The sequence below is a fragment of the Roseateles depolymerans genome (assembly GCF_003387155.1).
Lineage (GTDB): Bacteria > Pseudomonadota > Gammaproteobacteria > Burkholderiales > Burkholderiaceae_C > Roseateles > Roseateles depolymerans.
Genome location: NZ_QUMT01000003.1, coordinates 1024149 through 1048512, shown reverse-complemented (window position 1 = coordinate 1048512; position 24364 = coordinate 1024149). Strand labels below are relative to the sequence as shown.

Here is a 24364-nt window from a genome sequence, read left to right as displayed (position 1 = left end):
GCCCGCTGAAATTGCGTGGGCAAGGAATCAGACTGAGCGTTCTCTCTCCAGATGCGCCGATCAAAGATGGACCTGGGCGTTGTGGTCAGCCAAATACCGTAGAGACGACGATTCACCAGCGCTCCTGCGCTCAAGACCTTCATTTGACGATGGAGCGAAAGGTGAGGCTGATGCGTTCACCGGCGTTCTGGGCCTTGGGAATGGCGTGCAGCCAATGATCCTGAATCTGCTTGGTCATGTAGAGCAACGATCCGCTGGGGAGCGGATAGCTGAATTCAACCGACCTGTCGGCCTTGCTGCGGAAGATGATGGAGCGGGTGTCGCCCAGCGAGAGGATGGCCACGCCGGTGCCAGGGGCCAACTCTTCGCTGGAATCAGAGTGAAAGCCCATCGATGAAAGGCCATCTTCGTAGTAGTTCAGCAGGCAGTTGTTGGGGAGGAAACCAAGCGCCGCCTGCAGCTTCTGGCACACGGCCTGAAGCTCAGCCGGCATAGGACTTTCAGGGTAGGTGATCTGCGAGTAGTCGTAGGAAACACCAAAGCTTGCAGTCTTGCGGGCCTTCATACGGACATCCCAGGTGACCGATTGCTTGAGCTTCTGGAACAGCGCTTGAGACCCATCCAGAAACTGCTCTTCAAAGCGAATCGTCGGTGAGTTCATACGAGGGCGAACGGTTGGCATGAATAGTGATCTAACGGCGCGGCCGGTTGCGAAAGGTCCGGCACCCATCCAAGCACGGGTGATGCGCTGGTGCAATGCATCGGCTTCACCATTCTTGTCGTCGCAGGAAAAGTAAGCAATGGCGAGCGCGTTGTACTCGTTCGGATACTGAGCCACCGCCTGCATCGCTGCCATCGCGACCGGCACAGGAACATCTGCCCCGACCGCCCCAACCGTACAGCAAGGCTAGCCATCGCTTCAATTTAGCGAGAAACGGCTTCCCCCCCGGACGTACACTGACACTCTCATCCCTCTACTTTCTTTCGCCCATGGACAGCCGAGAGAGCAGCCGGTTGACGGCGCCTCTTGCCTTGCGTGCGGCGGAGGGCGCCGACTCCCGGCGGATCACCGACGCGATCGGCGCGACCTGGACCGACCTCGAGGCTGCCCTCCAGCCCGTGTTCGGCCGCCGCGGCGTCGCGGCGCTATTCAAGCGTTCGCTTCACCGCACCGCCGCCCGCCACGTCTGGCTGGAGCCGGCCAAGGTCGATGGCGAGGACGGTGTCTGCAGCCTGGCCGAGCTCCAGGCCCTGTTTGCCGCCCAGCCCCCCGCGCAGGCCCTTGAGGCGGGAAGCATGCTTTTCATGACGTTTCGCGAACTGCTCACCTCGCTCATCGGTGCCCAGCTGACCGAACAGCTGCTGAAAGCCGTCTGGTCGCCCTCTTCAAGCGCTCCTGCAGCGCAGGATCCCAAGCCATGACAACCAAAGTGACGATCAACAGCCTGGCGACGGGAGTGCCGGGCCTGGATGACCTGCTGGGCGGGGGGCTGCCGGAGTTTTCGTTCAACCTCATCGCCGGCCAGCCCGGCTGCGGCAAGACCACGCTGGCCCACCAGATCATGTTCTCGCTGGCCACGCAGGAGCGGCCGGCGCTGTACTTCACCGTCCTGGGCGAGCCGCCGCTGAAGATGCTGCGCTACCAGCAGCAGTTCTCCTTCTTCGACGCCACGGCCATCAACCGCAGCGTGCGCTTCGTCAATCTCTGCGACGAAGCCATGGCCGGCGACCTGGACGGCGTGCTCGCGCGCATCACTGAAGAAGTGGCGGCGCACGAGCCCGCGTTGGTCTTTGTCGACTCCTTCCGCTCCGTCGTGCTGGCCAGCAAGGAAGAGGGCAACGGTCACGCGCAGCTGCAACGCTTCATGCAGCAGCTGGGCATGCTGATGACCAGCTGGCAGGCCACCACCTTCCTGATCGGCGAATATTTCACCGACACCGATGCCAACCCGGTGTTCACCGTCGCCGACGGCCTCATCTGGATGCGCCAGAGCGTTCAGCGCAACGCCATGGTGCGCAAGATGGAGATCATGAAGATGCGGGGGCAGCCGTCGATGCCAGGCCTGCATGCCTTCCGCATCACCCGCGACGGCCTGCAGGTGTTCGTGCCGGCGAAGGTGGCCCCGGCGTCGGATGCCGACACCGCCAGCCCGCGTGTGACCATGGGCGTGCCCGGCCTGGACGAGATGATGGGCGGCGGATTGCCTCGCGGCTACTCGCTGCTGGTGGCCGGGCCGTCGGGCTCCGGCAAGAGCATCCTGGCGGCAGCCTTTCTGCAGGCAGGCGTGGAGGCGGGCGAGACCGGCGTCATTGCCGCCTTCGAGCGCAGGCCCACGCGGCTGCGCAATCCGGCGCTGGCGCAGGCGATCGCGCAGGGCCGCATCGGGCTGGTGGAGAGTCACGCCCCGGACATTTCCATCGAAGAGATCATGCAGATGCTGAGCGCGGAAGTCCGCCGGCTCCAGGCCAGCCGCGTGGTCATCGATTCGCTGTCCGGCTTTGAACTCGCGCTGGGGCCGTCGTTCCGGGAGGACTTCCGCGAATCGCTGCTGCGCCTGGTCACGTCACTGACCGGCATGGGCGTCACGGTGCTGATGACCTCCGAGCTGGAAGACCGCTACACCGACCTGCGCTTCAGCCCCTACGGCACCGCCTTCATGACGGATGCCATCATCGTGCAGCGCTATATCGAGGTGGACAGCCGCCTGCGCCGCCTGATGGCGGTGGTCAAGGTACGGGACAGCGCGCATTCCGACGAGCTGCGCGAATACGCCATCGACGACAGCGGCCTGCGCATCGGCCAGCCGCTGTTTGGGCAGGAAGGCCTGCTGGGCGGACGTCCTTCGACCCGGGGGCACAGCCCGCCGGTCGAAGCGGTGTAGGCGCCGCCCGGAAATGGTCTGACGCCATGCACCCCCAGCCCCAGCCCGATCCGTCCCAGCGTCATGCGCTGGAAGAAGAGATGGCTGTGCTTGCAAGGGACCTGGCGCAAGCGCGCGCCGAACTGGCGGGCGTGCAGGCTGATCTGGCCGAGGCGCATGCGCAGGTCGGCAGCCACCAGATGTATCAACTGCTGGCCGCCAATGAGCAACTGGTGCTGGACGCCATGCGCTCGCGCGGTGCTGCCGAGTCCACGGCGGAGCTGGTGGCCGAACTCACCCGTACCAGCGAACTGGACCCGCTTACCCACCTGCCCAACCGGCTGCTGCTGGCGGACCGCATGGCCCAGGGGATGACGCATGCCCGGCGCAACCATGGCCGGCTGGCGCTGCTGTTCCTGGACCTGGACGGTTTCAAGGAGATCAACGACAGCCGCGGCCATCTGGTGGGGGACGAGGTGCTCTGCACCGTGGGCCAATGCCTGGTGGATGTCGTGCGTGGCGAAGACACCGTGTGCCGACTCGGCGGCGACGAATTCGTGCTGCTGCTGACGCAGGTGGCGGAGGCGGCGGATGCGGGGCTCGTGGCGGAGAAGCTTCAATCCACCCTGGCTGCGCTGGCGCCCGCGGGGCGCGTGCCGTCACCGGTCTCGGCCAGCATCGGCATCAGCGTGTACCCCGACGACGCCAGCAATGGCGAAGGCCTGATCGACGCGGCGGACCGGGCGATGTATGCCAGCAAGCGTGCAGGGGGCGGCTGCCACCGGTTCTTTTCGATGCTGCAGCACTCGGCGCAGGAGCGGCCGCCGGCCGCCCGGGTGGCGCCGGCCCGCCAGGATGAACGCAGCAGGGCACTGCGCGACGCCAATGAGCGGCTGGTGCTGTCCGCCATGGCCGCCACGGCGGTGGCCGACCAGCAGGACCAATTGCTCAAAGAGCTCAGGGACGCCGCAAAAAACAAGGACGATTTCCTGAGCGTGCTCGGCCATGAGCTGCGCAACCCGCTTGCGCCGCTGCTCACGACGCTGGATGTGCTGCGCATGCGGGGCGGCGGCTACGAGACCGTCGAACATGCCACCATGCGCCGGCATGTCAGCCACATGATCCGCCTGGTGGACGACCTGCAGGACGTGGCCAGGATCGCCTCCGGCAAGGTGGACTTGCGGATGGAGCGGGTCTCCCTCGAGCATGTGGCGCTGCAGGCTGTCGCCATGGCCCGCCCCTTGATGGAGCAGCGGCGGCAGCACTTTGTCCTCCACCATCCTGCGGAGGGCATCAGCTGCTGGGGCGACCCGGTACGACTCACGCAGTGCGTCTCCAACCTGCTCATCAATGCCAGCAAATACACCCCGCCGGGCGGCCACGTGGCGTTGACAGTGCGTCGGGAAGGTTCGCAGGCCCTGGTCACCGTGAAGGACGATGGGCGGGGCATTTCCGCAGCGGCGCTGCCCGATGTGTTCAACCTGTTCTTCCAGGAGCGGGTGGATGCGGGGGCGCTGACGGACGGCCTGGGCGTTGGGCTGGCGCTGGTGCGCAGTCTGGTGGCGCTGCACGGTGGCACCGTGGCGGTGTCCAGCGCGGGTATCGGGCTCGGGAGCGAATTTGTCATTGGCCTGCCGGCTCTGGCCGAGGAGGATCGCACGGCGCCTGCGGCGAGCGGCCCTCCGCCTTCCGTGCCCGTTCAGCCTCCCCCGCGCCGGATCCTTATCGTGGACGACAACTACGACGCCGCCGATCTCCTGGCTGAGCTGCTGCGCTTGTATGGACATCAGGTCTGGGTGGCCACCCATCCGGTCGCGGCATTGAAGATGATCGGCACCGTGGCGCCGGACCTTGCGCTGCTCGATATTGGCCTGCCGGGCATGGACGGCTACGAGCTGGCGGCGCGGATCCGCCAGGTCCATCCGGACCTGCGCCTGGCGCTGGTGGCGCTCAGCGGCTATGGCCGGGCGGCAGACCAGGACAAGAGCCAACGTGCCGGTTTCAGTGCCCATCTCGTCAAGCCGGTGGATATCAGCGCGCTGGAGCACGTCTTGAGCTCTGTCCATGCAGCGCCCTGAAGCCATTGAAGCCATTGAAGCCATGTAAAGCCTTCACAAAGCACCCTGTGCAGCGGTGGGCACCGGTACATTAGAAGACTCTCGGGGCACGCTCGATCCAAGACCGCCCCCTTGTCTTCCTTGCTTGAAGCGCCACCGGCGGAAGCGTCGCCCCTGACGGGACAAGTCCTCTTGATGAGGTGTTCCTTGACGTCCGACCGCCCCCCGCCCCCCGATGAAGAAACCCGAGCGCCGTTGACGCTGGCCGAGCCACCCGGCAGGCCTCGTGGCCGACCTGCCATGGCCGGTGAACATGCCGAGCTCCAGCGGCAGGGCGCCAAGGCAGCCGCTCGCGGCGAGCATGCGCTGACCAATCCGATGCTCGAGGCCGCCAATCAGCCCGATGCCACCGGCGAGAGTTCCAGAACCTGGTCGGATCGGCGCGACGCCTGGTCACGAGGTCACCTCGCGCAGCAGACGGATGTTCCGCGGCTGGTCGAACCCGCATTCGCTTCCACCTTCCGCGAGCCGGCACAGGATCAAGCCCTCTTCGGCGTCACCCGCGTGTTGACCTTCAATGGCTCGATCTCGCTGACAGCGGCCAGCGGCTTCTTCTTCGAGCGCGACGGGCGCCTTTATCTGATCACCAGTCGCCACGTGCTCTTCGACGCCGCCACCGGCCATGCGCCCGACCGCATCGAGATCGAGGTGCATACGGATGCTCAGGACCTAACGCGCATCGGCACCCTGTCTGCGCTGCTTTATCGCCAGGGCAAGGCCGAATGGATCCAGGCGCAGGACAGTGGCGGGCCGGTGGATGTGGCCGCGCTTGCGCTGGAACCGTCGGCGATGCCCGATGGTGCGCTCGTGCGGGCCTTCACCGCGGCGGACCTCCCGGAGCCCTCGTTTGGTGTGGAGGTGGGGGACCGACTGGTCATCCCCGGTTTCCCACTGGGCTTCTTCGACACGCTTCACCACCTGCCGGTGGTGCGCCAGGCCTCGGTGGCGTCCGCGTACGGCGTGCGCTTCCAGGGGGCCGGCTACTTCCTGACCGATGCACGCATGCACCGCGGCTGCAGCGGCTCTCCCGTCCTGGCGATCGCCAGGGACTGGGGCGCGACGGGGCAGCGCTGGCGACTTCTCGGCATCCATGCCAGTCGCATGGACATGGCCAATCGGGACAGCCAGCTCGACGAGTCACTGGGCCTGAACTGCGCCTGGTATGCCGATGTGCTGATGGTGCTGACGGAGGAGCCCCCACAAGGGCGGCCGTCGGACCTGAACCCAGGTTTTGCCTGAACTGGAGAACTGCATGATTTCAATGACACCGACCGCGCTCGCCTCCCGGCGCCCGGAACTGCGCGAGCGAATTCTGGAAACCGTCGATCTGCTCAACCGACGACTGGCCAGCAAGATCGCCAGCGACGACATCGACGACTACGTGGCCCTGCACTGGCTGGAGTGGAACGGCGGTGGCCTGCGGCTGACGACCACCGGCGAGAACGTCTGCAACCAGATGCGGTCGAGTCTGGGCGGGCCCTGAGCGCCTGTCTCAAGCAGACGCCGGGGACGAGGGCGCGATCTCTTCCAGGGACCGACCTTCGGCATCCACCCCAAAGCGCAGCGCCAGTAAGCCCGCTGCAATGACCAGAACGGCGCCCAGTGCATACCCGCCGGCCACGGCTTCACGTGAGCCGCTGTCCACCAGCCATCCGAACAGCAGCGGCGCGGCGAAACCTCCCGCGCCAGTGCCCACGGCGTAGAAGAGCGCGATGACCATCGCACGCATCTCCAGCGGGAACACTTCGCTGACGGTGAGATAGGCCGAGCTTGCCGCCGCGGACGCAAAGAAGAACACTGCGGACCAGCACAGCGCCTGCGAAAACGCGTCCAGCATGCCGGCCACGAAGGCGACGCCGGTGGCTGCCAGGCCCACCCCCGCCAAGCCGTAGGTGAGGGCGATCATGCGGCGACGCCCCACCCGGTCAAACAGCGGACCCAGCAGCAGCGGGCCCAGCACATTGCCGAGCGCGAACGGGAAGATGTAGAGCGCCACCCGCGTGTCCTGCACCCCATAAAAGCGGGTGAGCACCAGGGCATAGGTGAAGAAGATGGCGTTGTAGAAGAAGGCCTGGGCCAGCATCAGGGCCAGTGCGACCCCGCTGCGTGTGCGGTAGCGCTTCAGCAGCACATGCATCACCTCCTTCAGGGACGGCATGGACATGCGGGCGTGTTCCTTGCGGCCCGCCGGCATGGGCGGCAAGCTGCCGTGCTGCGCCGCGACGTCTGCTTCGATCGCCTGCAGGATGCGTTCCGCCTCCTCATGGCGTCCGTGGAGCAGCAGCCAACGGGGGCTCTCCGGCACTTGGCGACGCACCAGCACCATGGCCACTGCCAGGACGGCGCCCATGCCAAAGCCGACTCGCCAGCCGGTCACCGGGCCCAGGACATCGGGGTGGAGCAGGATCAGGCTGGACCCGGCTCCCAGGGCCGCACCCAGCCAGAAACTGCCGTTGATGGCCAGGTTGACGCGTCCCCGAACGCGAGCGGGCACCAGTTCGTCGATGGCGGAATTGATGGCCGCGTACTCACCGCCGATGCCGATGCCGGTGACGAAGCGGCACAGCGCAAAGAAGCTGAAATCGGTGGCGAAGGCCGTGGCGAAGGTGGCCAGGGCATAGACGGCCAGGGTCACCATGAAGAGCTTCTTGCGTCCCAGCCGATCGGTCATGCGGCCGAAGGCCAGCGCGCCCACGATGGCGCCTGCCAGGTACAGGGACCCGGCCCAGCCGACCTGCACCCCGGTGAGCCCCAAGGTGTCGGGGCGCTCCAGCGCGGCGCCGACGGAGCCCACCAGCGTCACTTCCAGCCCGTCCAGCACCCATGCCACACCGAGGGCGAGCACCACCCGCCAGTGCCAGCGTGACCAGGGAAGACGATCGAGCCGATTGGCAATATCGAGAGTCGCTTGCGTCATGCAACGCCGACGGCAAATCGCATGCCGTATGGCGCCTGCTGACGATCACTTGAAGTCGTACTTCACCGACACCGCCAGGGTCCGTCCATACGGGTCGGCCACGCGCGGATCCCAGCCGGCGCCGGCCACATCGTCCACGTCGTGGTGGGTGAACGGCGGGTTGCGGTCCAGCAGGTTGCGGATGCCCACCGTCAGCGTCGTGTTCTTGAAGCCGCTGTAGGTGCCGAACAGATCAAATGTCGTGTAGCTCGCCACCCGCGTGTTGGCCGTGGCCGGCAGCACGCCCTTGGCGCTCATGTCCTGGTCCAGATAGCCGGACTTGTAGATGGTGCTGAGCGTCGCGCTCCAGGCGTCCCGGGACCAGGTCAGGTCGGCATTGAGCTTGTCCCGCAGGTAGAGGGTGCGGGTGGTGAATTTGCCCACGTAGTCCACCAGCGGCTGACCATAGATCGTGCGCTCCTTGGCCTGCAGCATGTGCGTGCCATTGACGTTGGCCAGCCAGGTGCCCGTCGAATGCTTGAACTGGTAGCTCAGTCCCCAGTCGATGCCGCGTGTGGTGCTGTCCGCCGCGTTGATCCAGCCTGCCTGCACCAGGGTGGCATTGCCATTGGCATCGCGCTGGATGCGGTCGGAGAACAGCGCATAGTTGTTGAGCACATCCCCCACCGTCAGCTTGCGAATGCGCTGGTCCAGATCCACGCGCCAGTAGTCGGCAAACGCATTGAAATTCGCGAACGGTGACACCACCACGCCCAGCGTGCCCTGCTTGGACTTCTCCGGCTTCAGGTTGGGATTGCCGCTGTCGGTGTAGTCCAGGCCGATGATCGAGCACTGCGTCGGGTCCGTCGGGCAACGCACCGGGTCGCTCCAGGTGCCGGTGTAGTCCCGCGGGGCGACGTTGGGGCTCAGCTGCTGGAAGCTCGGCGCCTTGAACCCGGTGTTGTAGGAGCCGCGGAACAGCACCATCTGCGCCGGCTGCCAGCGGAAGCCCACCTTCGGATTGGTGGTGCCGCCGATCTTGCTGTACTGGTCATGCCGCAGGGCCAGCTGCAGGTCCAGGCCTTGGATCACCGGCACGGCCAGTTCCCCATAGACCGCACCGATGTTGCGAGACACCTTGGGCACGGCCGTGTTGCCCGGGCACAGCAGCACGTCCCGCGCACCGGTGCTCAGCGACGAGGTGCAGTTGAAGCCATTGGCGTCCGGCGCGAATTCATAGGTTTCGTGACGCAGGTCGAATCCGGTGGCGAACTGCATCATGCCCGCGGGCAGGCGGAACAGGTCACCGCTGATGGAGCCGTCCAGCTGCTGCAGCGTGGTCTCCCCACCCTGCAGGCGGCCGCGGGCCTTCATCGATTCGATCAGGTCCATGGCTTGCTTGCTCTGGGTCTGCCCCGGCATCACAAACGGGTTGATCAGGCCCTGATTCAGCGCGCTCACCAGCGGGGCGGTGTAGACATAACCGTCGATCAGGTTGGAATACCCCTTGGCCCCGGCGATGGACGCTCCCAGCTTGTAGCTGTAGGCGCCGATGTCGCCCTCCAGCCCGGCCAGCAGGCGCGAGTTCTCGTCCACGTTCTCGATCACCCGGTTGCCGAAGTCCTGCGCCCGCCAGCGGTAGGCGATGGGCTTGGTCGGGTCGAAGTCGTTGACGCCGTAGTTCTTGAGGTTGAGGTAGTAGGGGCCATTGACCGGATACAGCGTGCCGGTGCTGGCGGAGGTGCTGAACTGCGCGGGTGTCAGTTCGGCCTTGACCCGGTTGCGGGAGGCGGTGATCTCCAGGAAGGCTTCGGTGCTGTCGCTGATCTTGAAGGTGGTGCGGCCCACCAGGTTTTCAGCCTTGCGGGGGGCGGCCAGCATGAACTGGCTGCCGTAGTCGGTGTTGCACAGATAACGGCCGCCGGCATAGTTGGACGCCTTGGTCGCCGCGCTGGCGGAAGCGGGCGTCCACAGGCCGGGCTGGAACTGCACGCCGTCCGTGACCTGGTCGCAGGCGCCCTGCAGGCTCAGCAGGTTGATGCGGGTGTACTTCACCGCATCACCGCTGCCCGTCACGGTCGAGCCGCTCCCCAGTGCCGTTCCGGTGCCGTTGATGATGTTGGCAAACGGGCTGCTGGAGGAGTTGGGCGACAGGCCCAGCGCCGGATTGAAACCGGTGGCCCAGTCCCGGTCCGCACCGCGCAGGATGGAGTTGTCCGTCAGGCTCAGGCTCACCATCATGTTGTAGCCGTCTCGCTCCAGCGAGCCCCAGCCTCCGGTGATGGACGCCTTGCGCTGCTGACCGCCGCCGGATTCAAACGGCGTGGACGCATCCAGGCTGATGCTGGCGCCCTGGTAGTCGCGCTTGAGGATGAAGTTGATGACGCCGCCCACCGCATCGGTGCCGTAGATGGCCGAGGCGCCGTCCTTGAGGATTTCCACGCGCTGGATGGCGGCCATGGGAATGGCGTTCAGGTCCACCGCACCGCCGCTCATGCCGGAGGTGGAGACGCGGCGGCCATTGAGCAGCACCAGCGTGCTGCCCGGGCCCAGGCCACGCAGGTTGGCATTGGCGGTGCCGCCGGTGAGGCGGTCGGTGTCCGCCCCGAAGACGTTGTTGTTGGAGGTGGCGTTGTCGGCGCCGGTGCCGTTGACGCCCAGCTGCCGCAGCATCTGCTCGGCGCTGGTGATGCCCTTGCGGGCGAGTTCCTTGTCGGTGATCACCTGCACCGGCAGGGCCCCTTCATCCTTGAGCCGCTTGATGCTGGAGCCGGTGATCTCCACACGCTCGATTTTCTGGGCCTCCTGGGCCCAGGTGGCGGCATGGGCCCCCAGACCCACGACGATGAGGCAACGAGCGAGCGGCTTGAGTTTCACGACTTTCTCCTGGTCAACGATGTCAGCGCCAGCGGTCCTCAGACCCCTGTCGCCGTCCACGACGTGGCGGTGTGGCCGGCCCGGGCCACCCGCCGTTCTGGCTTGCGAGCTGAATGCATGATCAAGCACACCGTCGCCCCACTGACATAGGACCGTCACGAGTTTGTTGTGTACGCCACGATGAATGCTTGTCGTCTGTGTATAACCGGACGGAATGTGAAGGCGGAGGGCCGATACAGTCCGGGGGATGCAAGCTCTTCGACCGACCGTGCGGCCGCTGTCCGCGCCCACCCCGAACGCCTGCGGATCCGCACGCATGGCGCGGTCCGCGCTGGCCACCCTGGCCGCCATGGTGCTGGCCGGATGTGCGGCGGTGCCGGCCGGCGAATTGCCCGCTTCGGTGGCGGCCGTGCATGCAGCCACCGGGGTGCCGCTGAGTTCGCTGGCGGTGGTGGCTTATCCACTGGATACCGCGGTGAATGGCGCGCTGAATCCGTCGCTGAACTCGGTGCAGAGTCTGGTGCCAACCCCGCCCGCGCGGGGCCTGCGCCTGAATGGCGACCGGCCGATGCAGGGGGCGTCCACCATGAAGCTGCTGACCGCCGCGGCCGCCCTGGATCGCCTGGGGCCCAACAGCCGCGGTCGCACGGAACTCCTGGTCGAGGGCGACCCATCCGCCGCCCCAACGCCCCCAGCCCCGGACGGTCATCTGCGAACACCCCTCTACCTCAAAGGCGGGGCCGATGCCGACCTGGACTGGTCCGCCTTGTGGCTGATGCTGCGCGAACTGCGTGAGCGACAGGGCGTCTTCGCCCTGGACGGCGGCGTGGTGGTGGACCGCACGATGTTCCGTCCCGCTCGTCCGGAGCTGGGCGCCCCCGCGTTCGACGAGCAGCCCGAGTTCCCCTACAACGTGATCCCGGACGCGCTCAACCTCAACGGCAGCCTGCTCAGCTTCGATCTGGCCACCGATGGGCAGAGTCGGCCCCTGCAGCCCGCCGCGCCACCCGCGCCACCCGCACCACCCGCACCACCCGCACCACCCGCACCACCCGCACCAAATGGGCAGGGCATCCAAGGCGTTCAAGGCGTACAAGTGCGCCCATTCCCGATGTTCGGCGGCCTGGACATCGATGCCGCTCAACTGGGCCTGGTAGACGTCCCCTGCAAGGACTGGGACGATCACTGGCAGCTTCCGGAGTTCCAGCCGCAGCGCGGTGCGCAGCCGCCTGCAACCGGCGCTCGCCTGGTGCTGCGCGGCAGCTTCCCGCGCGACTGCCAGGTGCGCCAATCCCTCAACGTGGTGGACCGTCAATGGCTCACCGCTCAAGCGATCCGCCAGTTGTGGACTTCCCTCGGCGGTACGCTGTCCGGTGACATCCGCGAAGGCCAGGCGCCCGCGCTGACCCGTGTGCTGGTGCGGCACCAGGACCGCCCATTGGCCGAGCTGCTGCGCCCGGTGCTCAAGGCGTCGGACAACGCGACCACGCGCCTGATCTTCCAGCGGCTGGGCGCCGCCGTCGCGCAGCCGGGCGAGGACACCCTGCCCGCGGCCCAGCGAGCGGTGAAGGACTGGCTCCGCACGGTGGGCGTGGACCCCTCGGACGTGGTGCTGGAAAACGGCGCCGGACTCTCCCGCATCGAGCGCATCAGCGCTGCAAAGATGGCCCGCATGCTGGCGGCGGTGCAGCAGGGGCCACACGGCCCGGAGCTGCTGGCCACGCTGCCGGTGGCCGGGGTGGATGGCACGCTGGCCCGTCGCTTCAAGGGCACGCCCGCGGAAGGCCGCGCCCGGATGAAAACCGGCACGCTGCGGGATGTGGTCGCCCTGGCCGGTTATGTGCCGGATGCCTCCGGGCGGCTGTGGGTGGTGGTGGCCGTGGTCAATGATGAGCGTGCGGCTGCCGCGCGACCCACGCTGGATGCGCTGGTGAGCTGGGTGGCGGCGCAATGATCGTCACCGGTAGGCGCGCCTAGGTCCAGGCCGCCCTGCCAGTGCGCCCCGCTCAAGCGTCTGCGGGCAGTTTTGCTTCCTGGTCGCTTGCTTGCGACGCTGCGTGCAAGGGCGCGCGCGAGGGCGCGTTCATCGCCGCGTGCGTCTCCGCGTTCATCGCCGCGTTCATCGCCGCGTGCCCAGGCGTCTGGGAGGCGTCCCGCGAAGGCGTCTGCCCAGGAGTTTCCGTCCGACTGCGTTCACCCCGGGCACCCGCCACGTCGGCATTCGACGCCGCTTCAGCGGAACCTGGCTCGTCCTGATCGGCGTCTCCCGGGAACTCGTCGGTCGCCCCGATGCGCCACAACCAGGCCCGATAAGCACGACCGCCCATCCGCCCCCATTGCCACTGGCCGATCTGCTGCGCGGCCCAGGGCTCCAGGCTGCGCACCACCCAGGCGCCCAGCGCAATGGCCCCCAGCCCGTACACCCAGTGCGCCAGCTGCAGCAGCACCTTGTCGCCCTCGATCCGGCACACCTGCCACATCAGCAGCAAGCACGCCCCCAGCATCAAGAGCGCGCTGCCCACCCACACCTGCAGCCAGGTGCGCCAGCCATCGCGGCCGGGGCCGTCCACCTTCTCCGTGGCGCGCAAGGCCAACTCCTGCCCCCGCGGGGGTGGGATGCAGGACACCGTGCCTACCGCGCCGCGCATCGGCCGCCCGTGCTCCGGGCCGGCATTCGGCGGCGGATGCCGTTCGTGACGCAGTTTCAGTCTGACCGCCAGCGGACGCAGCGGACGCAGCAGGCCCACCAGCACACCGACCGCCAGCAAGGCCAGGGCCGTCGTGGTGTTGGCGCGGCCGCTGGACGTCCCAGGCGTGGCCGCGGGGCTCTCTTCCACGGGACCGCCGTTCTTGCCCCACTTCACCAGATAACCAGACCATTCGTCGGCTCGCTTGAGGTGGTCGAGGTATTCGGACATGCGCTCGGCCGGCACGTGATCCGACAGGCTGGCGTACTGCTGCCGCAATGTGATCGTGCGCCCCTGCCGCTGGTAACCGCGCTTGAAGCTGAACTGCTCGTCGTCCACCTGCATCTGGCCGGCGTCCCGGTCCAGCGGAGACCATTCCGATGGAAGCTGGGCCTCCACCGTCATGTCCAGGCGAAGGGGGTGTTTCCGGGCGAGCGGATGCTCCCGCTGCGACAGGTCCGGCCGTTGCAGCAAGGCATCCATTTCGGGCGTGGACAGGGCCGCTTCCGTGACCCCGGTCCTGCCGCGGCGCCACAAGGACGCCATCCGGTAGTGCTCGACGACGGTGAGCACGTTCTCCTGTGCATCATCCCGCCACTCCAGCGGCGCGGCGACCTGGATGCCCTGGAACGATCGGGCGTAGTAGCCCAGATAGAGCTTTTGCAGCCGCTCCAGCCGGCTGTCGCCGGATCCGAACTGCTGGCGCATGTCTTCGGCGGCGGCGCCGAAATAGCGCGTCGTCACCTCGTAGAGGGTGTCACCGGAGCCCTGGCGCAGATCGAAGCGGGCATGGATCTCCCGGCGGTCCACGGCGGACGGTGCGGTCGGGATCCGGACCAGACCGGTCGTGCCGCGGCCCACCACCAGCGCCTGACCGAAATTGGCCTGCACCAGTTGCTGGAGGGTGCCGCTCTGCGGCGGCCGGGTCGGGTCCAGCCAGTAGCGCTGCCCGTTCCACTCGGCCAGCACGATGGCATGGTCAAAGGCGCCAGCGGACGGCAGCACACCATCGAGGCGATCGCGCAGTTCGGTATTGACGAAGGCCACCCAGGCCCGGACGCCAAGCCCGCGCAGCAGTGCCACGGTCAGCAGCGACTTGTCCTTGCAGTCGCCAAACCGTTGGGCCAGCACCTGCTCCGGCCGACGCGGCGCATGCGACCCGGCGCCGATGGCGACCGACAGATAACGCACCTGCTCCTGCACCAGGCGCAGGGCGCCGGCGATCTGGGCGTCCGGCGTGGGGTACTGCTGCTTGAGGTCGTTCAGCACCTGCTGCACCGAGGCGGCTGGCGTTAACGGCAGCTCATACAGGGGCGAGGCCCAACGCGCCACGGCGCCCCAGTCCTCGAATTCCGACCAGGTCAAACGGGCGTAGGGGTTGAACCAGGAGGGGGTGCCGCTGTCCTGTTGCAGGGCCGGGAAGTCCTTCAGGTCCCACTGCCACTCCTGCTCGCCGCCCGGCAGCAGGCGACGCTGGACGGTCACACCCGCCGAGGCCTGGAATTTGGGGTCGCGCCCGCCGGGCATCAGCAGCCGTCCGAATTGCTGGCCGACCTGCACCCCGTATTGCAGCTCCGTGCCCCCAAACTGCCGCTGTCCAAACACCGGGTTACTGCCTCGCACCGTGTAGGCGTACTCCAGCACGTCGCCCACGCGCAGGTCATCGAGCGTCAGCAGCAGCGTCCGCGTGCCGTCATAGACCCCCTTCTCCAACTGGGTCTCGCGGTCCAGCCAGCGCGCCCGAGCATGCTGCTGCCAGGGCAGGACCCGTCCCTGGCGATGGATCCGCAACTGGTGGATCTGCACGCTCTGGTAGGCCGGGTTGAAGCTCACCTCGATCTGGCCGCTGCTGTCCAGGCCGCGCTCGTTCCGGATGCGATCGACCCGGTGACGATAGTTGAAGCGGTCGCTGGCCGTGACGCGGGTCTGCTGGTCCACCAGCAGGTAGTCCACGCCTCGTGAATCCTCGGGCAGCAACTTGTCCAGCGCCGGGTCCAGGGGCGTCACCCAGGCGGGCAGTGGCGTCATGGCGGGCATGGGGGCGCTTCGGGCATTGGCATCGCCCTGGAGGGCGCCGCCCAGGCGCGACGGCTCGCGGCCGGCCTGCGGGTCCTGTGGGGCGGCCAGGGCCATCCCGGTCAGCATCGATCCGCCCATCAGCGCCAGTGCCGTCTTCACCGCCAACGAAGCGGCCACGGTGGATGACGCCAGGGCGCGGCGCCAGCCCGTCTTGTGTTGTGTCATGACTCTCTCCCGAAGCCGCATGCTAGCGGTCGGCTCGGCAGAGACCTGGGCGGGAGGCCCACCCGGAAGAGGGAGCTGGCGGCAAAACCTCACGGGATCGGAGCCGCGCGCAGCGGCTCCTGCGGTCAACGGACCGCTGAGGACAGCAACCGGACCGTGCCGGCCTGTGAATCGATCTCGGCCATCTGCCCCACCGGCACGGTGAACTTGCGCCGGATGTGGCCGATCATGGCGCCGCGATAGACCGGCACATTCAGTGGCAGGAAATAGTCGTCGAAGACTTCGTCCAGGGTGAGTGTGCCGTAACCCTCGCCGGGGCCGCAGCGGGTGAACTTGCCCAGCACCACGCCCGCCAGCTGGTCCAGCGCGCCCGCCAGCCGCAGCGTCGAGAGGCAGCGGTCGAGGCGATAGATGTACTCGTTGGTGTCCTCCAGGAACAGCAGCGCGCCCCGGCAGTCCGGGAAGAAGGGCGAGCCCGCCAGCGAGGCCAGCACCGTCAGGTTGCCGCCGATCAGCCGGCCCTGCGCTACGCCGGGCCGCACGGTGGTGATGCGGTCCTCGGTCTGCACCAGGTTGTCGCCCTTGTCGCTGACGTTGCGCAGCACGTCCGGCGCGGCGTCCATCACCACCGCCTTGAAGTGCTGCAGCGAGAACTCGTTCCACTCCGAACTCGCCACCGGGCTGTGGAAGGTGATGAGGCCGGTCTGCCGATGGATGGCGTTGACCAGGCTGGTGAGGTCGGAAAAGCCGCCGAAGAACTTGGGCTTGCGGCGGATGAGCGCGTAGTTGAGCTTGTCCACGATGCGGTTGCAGCCCGAGCCGCCGCTCAGGGCGAGGATGCCCGCCACCGAGTCGTCCGCGAAGAAATCGTTGATGTCCCCCGCGCGCTGGGCATCGGTGCCGCCAAACTGTCCGTAGCGAGCCTGCACATGCGGGCCCAGCTTGACCTTGAAACCCATCGCCTGCAGCGACTCGACCGCGATGGTCAGCGGCTCGCGCTCATAGGTCGCATTGGCGGGACTGACCAGGCCGATGGTGTCGCCGGGTTGCAGCCGCCGGGCGCGCAAGGTCGGCGGGATGTCGGTGGGCACCGGGAGGCGGGAAGGGGTCGCCGCTGAGGCCGCTGCAGGGGACGCCATAGGGGACGCCGTAGGGGCGCCAGTGCCGGCCGCAGCAAAGGCGCTGCTCGAGGCCGTCAACGCGCCAACACTGGCCCCAAGCCCGGCCCCGCTGGCCGCCAGGGCCGTGCGCAGAATCTGTCGGCGGGAGGATGTCATGCAGTCTCCTGGAAAGACGGGGTTCAGATCACCAGCGGCAAGGTGCGGCGCACCCATTCCCGGTCGCCGAAATCGAAATGCCACCACTCGGTCGAAATCGTCTGGAAGCCGGCAAACCGCATGGCCGCACGCAGCCAGCCGCGATGCGTCAGCTGCGCCGCCGTCAGGCCGCCCTGGGCCAGTTGCTCGGCCTCGAATTCTGGATGGGACGCCGGCGTCATCTCGTCAAAGCCGGTGCCCATGTCTAGTTCCCGGCCCTGGGCATCCAGCAGCGTCACATCCACCGCCATGCCGAAGGAGTGAATGGACCGGCGCGCCGGATGCGCCAGGTACTGGGTCAGCGGCGTGCCTTCGAGCTCCGCCCACAAGGCCTCCTGCACCCGCTGTGGGCGCAGCGCATCCAGCACCACCAGTTGCACGCCGCTGTGGTGGCGGGCCAGCCAGTCGGCGGCGCGGGCCAGGGCCTCGGCCGCCTCGCGGCGCAGATAGGCGCAATCCAGGCCGCCGTAGACCGCCCGGCCCACGAAGTTGTCCGGCGTTGCATACCGCAGGTCCACCGCGACACCCGGCACGGACAGCAGCGGCTGAAACGCCGGGTGGCTGGCGATGTCCTCACAGGCGATGGTGCGTTCAGCGGCGTTCATGGGCGTCCTTGATCACGACAGGCTGTCCAGGTTGCTGCGGGCGGCATCGCGCAGATAGGCGACCAGCCGCCGCGCCGCCTGCGCCAGCGGCGCGCTCGCCGAGGTCAGCAGGTAGAGCTGTACCGACATGGTCGGCGCCAGCGGCCGCACGCGCACCCGGCTGCGGTCGGCGGCGGCGGCGGTGAATGGGTCCACCACCGTCATGCCCACGCCCGCTTCCACCAGCGACCGGGCCAGCTGATAGGTCTGCACGGTGATGCGGCTGTCCAGATGCTGGCCCAGCGCCTCGCCCGCGTGGTGCAGCATCTGCCCGAGCGGGTCGTCCTCCGCCATAGCGATGAGCTCGGACTCGATGTCCGCCAGCGGCAGCGGCCCGTCGCCCTGCGCCTCGGGGCTGCTCAGCGGGCACAGCGCCATCAGCTCACCGGCCGCCAGCACCTCGGTCTTGATGCCGGGATGCCGCGGGTCGTGCAGGCTCAAGGCCAGGTCCGCCTCGCCCAGCAGCAGCGCCGAGACGATCTCCCGCGTGTGATGGGTGCTGAGGTGGCAGCGGCTGCGCGGGAAAGCACGGGCCCAGTGGGTCATGGCGGCGGGGATGACCGTCACGCCCAGCGCCGGCGTGGCCATCAGCCGCAGCGATTCCGACTCTCCGGCGCGCAGGTTGGCGGCCAGGCGACGGATGGAGACCAGGTCGCGGTTGAGCTTGTCGATCTCCACGAACAAGCGCTGCGCCTCCGGCGTCGGATAGAGCTTGCCGCGCACCCGGTCGAACAGCGGCATGCCCAGCTGCAGTTCGCAGTGCTGCAGCACCTTGGTCACCGCCGGCTGGGAGATGTGCAGCAACTGGGCCGCCCCGCTGATGGTGCCCGCCTGCATGATGGCGTGGAAGACCTCGATATGGCGCAGCCGCATGGTGGCTTACTCTCGGTAGACGTTCTCGAACATCACCCCGCCGTTGGGCTGCATGCGAAAGCCTCGCAGGTCCAGGCTGGTGGGGATGTAGACCGTGGAATGCGCCATGGTGATCCAGGGGCGCTCCCGTTTGAAGATCTCCTGCGCCTGCTCGTACAGCGCGATCCGCCGCGCGGCGTCGGGCGTGGCACGGGCCGTGTCGATCAGACGCTCGAACTCGGCATTGCAGAATTTCACGCCGGTCTTGTTGGTGGCGCAGCTGAGGTTGGGGGAGAGGAAGTCGTCCGCATCCCCGCTTTCCCCGGCCCAGCCACTCATGTAGACCGAATGCTCACCGGCATTGGCGCGCTTGAGGTACTCGCCCCATTCGTAGGTCCGGATCTGTGCCCGCACGCCGATCCGGGCCCAGTCCTGCTGAATCAGCTGGGCCATCAGCTGCCCGTTGGGATTGGTGGGGCGGGTGACCGGCAGGGCCCACAGGTCGATGTCCAGCCCGTCTGGATATCCCGCCTGCCGCAACAGCTCGCGGGCCCGGGCGGGGTTGTATTCGTTGCGCAGTCGCGTGTTGTAGCCGGGGATGGCCGGTGGGAACGGATTGACCGCCTGCATCGCATCCCCGCGCGGGAACAGGGCGCGGAAGATGGCGTCCCGGTCGACGGCGATGTCCAGCGCCTCCCGCACCAGCCGGTTGTCTGTCGGTGGCTTGCGCAGGTTGAAGGACAGGTAGGAGATGTTCAGGGCCTGGATCTTCATCAGCCGGATGCGGTCGGCATGCCGGTCCAGGGCGGCCACGTCGATGTCCCGCAGCGGGGAGGTGATCTGGCATTCCCCCGCCAGCAGCTTTTGCACCCGCACCGCCGCTTCACGGCTGATGGTGAAGATCAGTCGCTGGGTTTTCTGCGGCGTGCCCCAGTAGTCGGGATTGGCCTCCAGGCGGACCACATCGTCCTTGGCATAGCTGCGGAAGCGATAGGGGCCAGTGCCCACCGGCAGCCGGTTGATCTGGCCCGGCTGGCCGTCGCGCAGCAACTGTGCGCCGTATTCCGCCGACTGGATGCCGGCAAAGGCCATCGCGAAGTAGCTCAGGAAGGTGACGTTGGGCTGGTGCAGTGTGAAGCGCACAGTCATGGCGTCCAGCTTTTCCAGCGACGCCACGGCCTTGGCCAGGCCCAGGTTCTGCGGGTAGATGAAGGTGGCGGGGAAGGCCTTGTTGAACGGATGGTCCGGGTTCAGGAAGCGGCCGAAGGTGAACATCACGTCGTCCGCATTGAGGTCGCGGCTGGGCGTGAACCAGGGGCGCTGGTGGAAGTGCACCCCGGGGCGCAGGTGGAAGGTGAAAACGCGCGCGTCCGGGCTGATCTCCCAGCGGGTGGCCAGCGCCGGTTGCAGCGCGGTGCCGCCGCGCTCGAAACGCACCAGGCCCTGGAAGATCTGGTTGTTGACGTTGTTGGTGCTGGCCGAATCCCATAACCCCGGATCAAAGCCTTCCGGGCTGGCGTCGGTGCAGTAGATCAGCGGTTTGTCGGTGGGCGCTGCCGCTTGCGCAGGCATCCCCGCAAACGCCAGCGTCCACCCCAGTAGCGGTGCGGCGCAGCGATTTAGTCCAGCTGCGATCCAGCCTCGATCCCGCAGCCCTTGACGCTGGACCGGCCGATTCAGTCTCGGCAGCACAGGCGGGCGCACCTCCGGCGTGGGAGCCGGATGAGGATCACGGGGCTGAGCAAGACGCGGACGGCGCGGACGGCGATGAAGCAGGTGCATGGAAGGCGGCAGGCGGCGCGCCATTGTTGGAACGGGCGCGTGCCCGTCACAACTGAAATGGCACGGTTTAACCATAACACCGGGTTATGCGGCGGGGAACGCCGCGCGGCGCGGTGAGCGCACGAGTGGGCGCAGCAACTGGGCGCAGCAAGTGGGCACGAGCGCGCACGAGCCTGTGCACGGCTGGTCAGCGCCGTCTGGCCCCTGGCAGCCTCAAAGCACGTCGCATGCGACGAGCCGGCCCTCCACCGTGCGCAACTCGGGCCGGACCTCCGCACAGCGCGCCACCGCCCGCGGGCAGCGTTGATGGAAGGCACAGCCGCTGGGCGGCCGCAGCGGCGAGGGCAGTTCTCCGTGGATGGGAATCCGCACCCGGCGGTCCGCCGCCCGCAGCGACGGCGTGGCGCTGATCAGCGCCTGGGTGTAGGGATGCAGCGGCTGCGCAAACAGCCGCTCCCGCGGGCCTTGCTCCACGACGCGGCCCAAATACATCACCATCACCTCGTCGGCCACATGCTCCACCACCGACAGGTTGTGGGAGATGAACACATACCCCGTGCCGTGGCGCTCCTGCAGGTCCATGAAGAGGTTGAGGATCTGCGCCTGGATGGAGAGGTCCAGCGCCGACGTGGGCTCATCCGCCACCACGATGCCGGGCTGCAGCATCATGGCCCGCGCAATGGCGATGCGCTGGCGCTGGCCGCCGCTGAACATGTGGGGATACCGGCGCAGATGCTCGGGCCGCAGGCCTACCTGCTGCGCCAGCGCCTCCACCCGTTCGCGGCGTTCGGCGGCGGTGAGCCGGGTGTTGATCACCAGCGGTTCGGCCAGGGTCGCCGCAATCGTCTTGCGCGGATTCAGCGCGGCATACGGATTCTGAAAGACCATCTGCACCTGGCGGCGCAGCGCCTGCCGCTGGTCCCGGGACCGGGGGCCGGCCACATCCTGGCCCTGGATGAACAGACGGCCGGCGGTGGGGGTCTCGATCAGCGTCAGCGCGCGTGCGAGGGTGGACTTCCCGCAGCCCGATTCACCGACGACAGCGAGCGTGCGCCCAGCCTGCAGTTCAAAGCTCACGCCCTCCAGCGCCCGCACGGTGGCTTTGGGTTGGAACCAGCCCTGGCTGACGGTGTAGTGCCGCGTCAGGCCTTCGGCGCGCAGGAGGGCCGTCATGGGGCCTCCTCGGACCGGGTGTCCACCGCAGCGCGGCCCAATGGGAAGAAGCAGCGCACCCCGGCTTCCAGCGCCGGACGCTCGGTGCGGCAGCGCGCCTGCACCTGCGGACAACGCGGCGCGAACAGGCAGCCGGCCGGACGGTCTCCCGCCGCCGGCACCATGCCGGGCAAGGCCGGCAGGCGCCGCGCGCCCTGGCTGTGCTCGGGAATGGCGGCCAGCAGCGCGGCGGTGTAGGGATGTCGAGGCTGGTCGAAGACCTGCGGCAGCGGGCCGGTCTCCACCACCTGGCCGGCATACATCACGGCCACCCGATGCGCCATTTCCGCCACCACGGCCAGGTCATGCGTGATCATCACCAGCGCCATGCCGTGCTCGCGCTGCAGTCGCAGCAGCAGCGCCATCACCTGGGCCTGGATGGTCACGTCCAGGGCGGTGGTGGGCTCATCGGCGATCAGCAGGCGCGGGCCGCAGGCAATCGCCAGGGCAATCATCACCCGCTGGTTCATGCCGCCGGACAGCTCATGCGGATAGGCCTGCAGCCGGCGCTCCGGGTCCGGGATCTCGACCTGGCGCAGCAGCGCCAGTGCCCGCTCCCGCGCCGCCCGTCCGCGCAGGCCCAGGTGATGGCGCAGCACCTCTTCGATCTGGAAACCGATGGTGTAGCTGGGGTTCAGGCTGGCCAGCGCATCCTGGAACACCATCGCCATGTCCCGGCCGATGCACTGGCGACGCTGCGCGGGCGACATCGTCATCAGGTCCTGGCCGTCAAAGCGCAAGGCGGCGGCGCGGACCTGGCCCGGTGCGTCCACCAGCCCCATCAGGGCCATCATCGCCACCGACTTGCCGGAGCCGGATTCACCGACGATGCCCAGCACCTCCGCGTCCCCGACGCTGAGGTCCACGCCGTCCACCGCGGTGACGCCGCCAAAGCTCACATGCAGTTGCGAGATCTCCAGCATCAGCCCACCCGCTTGAGTCGAGGATCGAGCGCGTCCCGCAGGCCGTCGCCAATCAGGTTGACACTCAGCACCGACGCCAGGATGGCCAGGCCCGGCAGGGTCACCACCCAGGGCGCCCGCACGATGTAGTCCCGCGCGGACGACAGCATGGTGCCCCATTCCGGGGTCGGCGCCTGCACGCCCAGACCGAGGAAGCCCAGGCCGGCCGCCTCCAGGATGGCGCTGGAAAAACCCAGCGAGGCCTGCACGATCAGCGGCGCCAGGCAATTGGGCAGCACCGCCGACAGCATCAGCCGCAGCGTGGAGGCACCGGCCAGGCGGCTGGCGGTCACGTAGTCCTTGCCCAGTTCCGCCAGGGCGGCGGCGCGGGTCAGCCGCACATATTCCGGCAGGCTGCCGATGGCAATCGCAATGACGGTGTTCAGCAGGCCCGGGCCCAGCACGGTGATGACGCAGATGGCCAGCAGCAGCCCGGGCAGGGCCAGCATCACGTCCATGACCCGCATGACCGCCGGCGACAAGAAGCGCGGATGAAACGCCGCCAGCAGGCCCAGCAGCACGCCGGGAATCACCGACATCAGCACCGACGCCAGGCCGATGCCCAGGGAGACCCGTCCGCCGTGCAGCAGGCGGCTCAGCAGGTCGCGGCCCACTTCATCGGTGCCCAGCGGAAACTGCCACTGTCCGCCGTCCAGCCAGACGGGCGGGAGCAGCATCTGCATGCGGTACTGATGCAACGGGTCATGCGGCGCGACCCACGGCGCCAGCAAGGCGGCGATGGCCATCAGCAGGAACACGATCAAGGCCACCAGCGCGCCGCGGTTGGCGGCAAAGGCCAGGGTCGCTTCCCGCCAGGGGCCGGGCGGCGAGGGCACGGGGCCGTCCAGCGGCACGGGCGCAAGGCTCATCGTCCCCCCCGGATGCGCGGATTCACCACGCCATACAGCAGGTCCACCACCAGATTGATGAGGATGAAGCAGCACGCGGAAATCAGGATGCCGGCCTGCACCACCGGATAGTCGCGGCGGGCGATGGCATCGATCAGCCACTTGCCGATGCCCGGCCAGGAGAAGATGGTTTCCGTGAGCACCGCGCCCGCCAGCAGGCTGCCCACCTTCAGCCCGATCACCGTGATGACCGGAATCAGCGCATTGCGAAGGCCGTGCACCAGCACCACCCGGGCCGGGGGCAGGCCGCGCGCGCGGGCGCTGCGCATGTAGTCCTCCCGCAGCACTTCCAGCAGGCTGGAGCGGGTCATGCGGGCAATCACCGCCGCATTGGAGGTGGCCAGCACGGCGGCCGGCAGCAGCAGGTGACGCAGCGCGGACCACCAGGCGCCGGGCTCGGGATGCAGCGCCGCATCGATCAGCATGAAGCCGGTCACGCGCTGCACGTCGTATTCCACCGCCACGCGGCCGGACACCGGCGTCCAGCCCAGCCCGACCGAGAAGGTCATGATCAGGATCAGCCCCCACCAGAAGACCGGCATGGAGTAGCCGACCGTCGCCAGGCCCATCACGCCCTGGTCCAGCCAGGAACCGCGCCGCAGCGCGGCAGCCATGCCCAGGCTCAGCCCGATGACGATGGCCACCAGCAGCGCCACCAGCGCCAGCTCCGCCGTGGCCGGGAAGAGCGCCAGGAACTCGCGCGACACCGGCTCACGCGAGACCAGCGACTGGCCCAGGTCGCCGTGCAGCAGGCCGGTGACGTAGTCCAGGTACTGGCGCCACAGCGGCTGGTCCAGCCCCAGCTCGTGCATCATCCGGGCGTGGGTGTCCGCATCCAGCGAGCGCTCGCCCATCATGATGGCGACCGGGTCGCCGGGCACCAGGCGGATGAGTCCGAAGGCCACCAGCGTCACGCCGATCAGGGTCGGCAGCAGCGTGGCCAGGCGCTTGAGCAGGAATTGGAACAAGGCGGTCGGGGTCCGGGGTCAGGGGTCACGGGCTGCTG

The 24364-nt window shown here is 67.9% G+C and carries 18 protein-coding genes; 6 read left to right on the top strand and 12 right to left on the bottom strand.

Going from position 1 to position 24364, the window contains the following annotated elements; translation table 11 throughout:
- Positions 1 to 139 precede the first annotated feature (139 nt).
- Complete coding sequence (locus tag DES44_RS18425; protein WP_233441657.1) at positions 140 to 868, bottom strand: alpha-ketoglutarate-dependent dioxygenase AlkB family protein; 729 nt, start codon at positions 866 to 868, stop codon at positions 140 to 142.
- Positions 869 to 990: 122 nt separating this feature from the next.
- Between DES44_RS18425 and DES44_RS18420 the strand changes: the two genes are divergently transcribed.
- The 5 genes from DES44_RS18420 to DES44_RS18400 all read left to right on the top strand — a co-directional run bounded on the left by DES44_RS18420 (position 991) and on the right by DES44_RS18400 (position 6461).
- On the top strand, positions 991 to 1422 hold the full coding sequence (locus tag DES44_RS18420) for a hypothetical protein (protein ID WP_058933351.1): 432 nt from the start codon (positions 991 to 993) through the stop codon (positions 1420 to 1422).
- Positions 1419 to 2882 carry an ATPase domain-containing protein gene (locus DES44_RS18415; RefSeq protein ID WP_058933352.1) on the top strand — a complete coding sequence of 488 codons (1464 nt, stop codon included), beginning with the start codon at positions 1419 to 1421 and terminating at the stop codon, positions 2880 to 2882. The genes DES44_RS18420 and DES44_RS18415 overlap by 4 nt, the downstream gene beginning before the upstream one ends.
- 26 nt (positions 2883 to 2908) lie before the next feature.
- Positions 2909 to 4939: a diguanylate cyclase domain-containing protein gene (locus DES44_RS18410; RefSeq protein WP_058933353.1), complete on the top strand. Its 2031-nt coding sequence runs from the start codon at positions 2909 to 2911 to the stop codon at positions 4937 to 4939.
- A gap of 186 nt (positions 4940 to 5125) precedes the next feature.
- A complete protein-coding gene (locus DES44_RS18405) occupies positions 5126 to 6217 on the top strand; it encodes a S1 family peptidase (RefSeq protein ID WP_232309901.1) in 1092 nt (363 codons plus the stop codon).
- A 13-nt stretch (positions 6218 to 6230) separates the two neighbouring features.
- Positions 6231 to 6461 carry a hypothetical protein gene (locus DES44_RS18400; protein ID WP_083525977.1) on the top strand — a complete coding sequence of 77 codons (231 nt, stop codon included), beginning with the start codon at positions 6231 to 6233 and terminating at the stop codon, positions 6459 to 6461.
- A 9-nt stretch (positions 6462 to 6470) separates the two neighbouring features.
- Here the strand turns inward: DES44_RS18400 and DES44_RS18395 are convergent, their stop codons facing one another.
- Together DES44_RS18395 and DES44_RS18390 are read right to left on the bottom strand one after the other, a co-directional pair.
- Entirely contained in the window at positions 6471 to 7895 is a 1425-nt protein-coding gene (locus tag DES44_RS18395; RefSeq protein WP_058933355.1) for an MFS transporter, read from the bottom strand.
- A gap of 45 nt (positions 7896 to 7940) precedes the next feature.
- Positions 7941 to 10751: a TonB-dependent receptor gene (locus tag DES44_RS18390; RefSeq protein WP_232309902.1), complete on the bottom strand. Its 2811-nt coding sequence runs from the start codon at positions 10749 to 10751 to the stop codon at positions 7941 to 7943.
- A 247-nt stretch (positions 10752 to 10998) separates the two neighbouring features.
- On the opposite strand from DES44_RS18390, the gene dacB reads away from it, so the two are divergent.
- Entirely contained in the window at positions 10999 to 12705 is a 1707-nt protein-coding gene (gene dacB / locus DES44_RS18385; RefSeq protein WP_083525220.1) for a D-alanyl-D-alanine carboxypeptidase/D-alanyl-D-alanine endopeptidase, read from the top strand.
- A 52-nt stretch (positions 12706 to 12757) separates the two neighbouring features.
- Here the strand turns inward: dacB and DES44_RS18380 are convergent, their stop codons facing one another.
- The 9 genes from DES44_RS18380 to DES44_RS18340 form a co-directional block, all read right to left on the bottom strand.
- Positions 12758 to 15682, bottom strand: coding sequence for a DUF3857 domain-containing transglutaminase family protein (locus DES44_RS18380; protein ID WP_058933359.1), 2925 nt, complete (start codon positions 15680 to 15682; stop codon positions 12758 to 12760).
- Between the two features lie 125 nt (positions 15683 to 15807).
- The gene (locus DES44_RS18375; protein WP_198164876.1) at positions 15808 to 16959 is read right to left on the bottom strand and encodes a S66 peptidase family protein; all 1152 of its coding nucleotides are present in this window, start codon (positions 16957 to 16959) and stop codon (positions 15808 to 15810) included.
- Between the two features lie 23 nt (positions 16960 to 16982).
- Positions 16983 to 17603: a M15 family metallopeptidase gene (locus DES44_RS18370; protein WP_058933361.1), complete on the bottom strand. Its 621-nt coding sequence runs from the start codon at positions 17601 to 17603 to the stop codon at positions 16983 to 16985.
- Between the two features lie 12 nt (positions 17604 to 17615).
- Entirely contained in the window at positions 17616 to 18515 is a 900-nt protein-coding gene (locus DES44_RS18365; protein WP_058933362.1) for a LysR family transcriptional regulator, read from the bottom strand.
- A gap of 6 nt (positions 18516 to 18521) precedes the next feature.
- Positions 18522 to 20066: an ABC transporter substrate-binding protein gene (locus DES44_RS18360; RefSeq protein ID WP_058933363.1), complete on the bottom strand. Its 1545-nt coding sequence runs from the start codon at positions 20064 to 20066 to the stop codon at positions 18522 to 18524.
- A gap of 423 nt (positions 20067 to 20489) precedes the next feature.
- On the bottom strand, positions 20490 to 21449 hold the full coding sequence (locus tag DES44_RS18355) for a dipeptide ABC transporter ATP-binding protein (RefSeq protein WP_058933364.1): 960 nt from the start codon (positions 21447 to 21449) through the stop codon (positions 20490 to 20492).
- Positions 21446 to 22411, bottom strand: coding sequence for an ABC transporter ATP-binding protein (locus tag DES44_RS18350; RefSeq protein ID WP_058933365.1), 966 nt, complete (start codon positions 22409 to 22411; stop codon positions 21446 to 21448). Before DES44_RS18350 ends, DES44_RS18355 begins: the two co-directional genes overlap by 4 nt.
- Positions 22411 to 23319 (bottom strand): ABC transporter permease subunit, encoded by a 909-nt coding sequence (locus tag DES44_RS18345; protein ID WP_058933366.1) that lies wholly within the window; start codon positions 23317 to 23319, stop codon positions 22411 to 22413. The genes DES44_RS18350 and DES44_RS18345 overlap by 1 nt, the downstream gene beginning before the upstream one ends.
- Entirely contained in the window at positions 23316 to 24326 is a 1011-nt protein-coding gene (locus DES44_RS18340) for an ABC transporter permease (RefSeq protein ID WP_058933367.1), read from the bottom strand. Before DES44_RS18340 ends, DES44_RS18345 begins: the two co-directional genes overlap by 4 nt.
- Between the last annotated feature and the right edge of the window lie 38 nt (positions 24327 to 24364).

Excerpts from the sequence above, each read along its gene's own strand:
- DES44_RS18380 (WP_058933359.1), bottom strand. The coding sequence starts at position 15,682 with ATGACACAACACAAGACGGGCTGGCGCCGCGCCCTGGCGTCATCCACC.
- dacB (WP_083525220.1), top strand. The coding sequence starts at position 10,999 with ATGCAAGCTCTTCGACCGACCGTGCGGCCGCTGTCCGCGCCCACCCCG.
- DES44_RS18370 (WP_058933361.1), bottom strand. The coding sequence starts at position 17,603 with ATGAACGCCGCTGAACGCACCATCGCCTGTGAGGACATCGCCAGCCAC.
- DES44_RS18365 (WP_058933362.1), bottom strand. The coding sequence starts at position 18,515 with ATGCGGCTGCGCCATATCGAGGTCTTCCACGCCATCATGCAGGCGGGC.
- DES44_RS18420 (WP_058933351.1), top strand. The coding sequence starts at position 991 with ATGGACAGCCGAGAGAGCAGCCGGTTGACGGCGCCTCTTGCCTTGCGT.
- DES44_RS18395 (WP_058933355.1), bottom strand. The coding sequence starts at position 7,895 with ATGACGCAAGCGACTCTCGATATTGCCAATCGGCTCGATCGTCTTCCC.
- DES44_RS18350 (WP_058933365.1), bottom strand. The coding sequence starts at position 22,411 with ATGCTGGAGATCTCGCAACTGCATGTGAGCTTTGGCGGCGTCACCGCG.
- DES44_RS18375 (WP_198164876.1), bottom strand. The coding sequence starts at position 16,959 with ATGACATCCTCCCGCCGACAGATTCTGCGCACGGCCCTGGCGGCCAGC.
- DES44_RS18360 (WP_058933363.1), bottom strand. The coding sequence starts at position 20,066 with ATGCCTGCGCAAGCGGCAGCGCCCACCGACAAACCGCTGATCTACTGC.
- DES44_RS18400 (WP_083525977.1), top strand. The coding sequence starts at position 6,231 with ATGATTTCAATGACACCGACCGCGCTCGCCTCCCGGCGCCCGGAACTG.
- DES44_RS18415 (WP_058933352.1), top strand. The coding sequence starts at position 1,419 with ATGACAACCAAAGTGACGATCAACAGCCTGGCGACGGGAGTGCCGGGC.
- DES44_RS18410 (WP_058933353.1), top strand. The coding sequence starts at position 2,909 with ATGCACCCCCAGCCCCAGCCCGATCCGTCCCAGCGTCATGCGCTGGAA.
- DES44_RS18345 (WP_058933366.1), bottom strand. The coding sequence starts at position 23,319 with ATGAGCCTTGCGCCCGTGCCGCTGGACGGCCCCGTGCCCTCGCCGCCC.
- DES44_RS18355 (WP_058933364.1), bottom strand. The coding sequence starts at position 21,449 with ATGACGGCCCTCCTGCGCGCCGAAGGCCTGACGCGGCACTACACCGTC.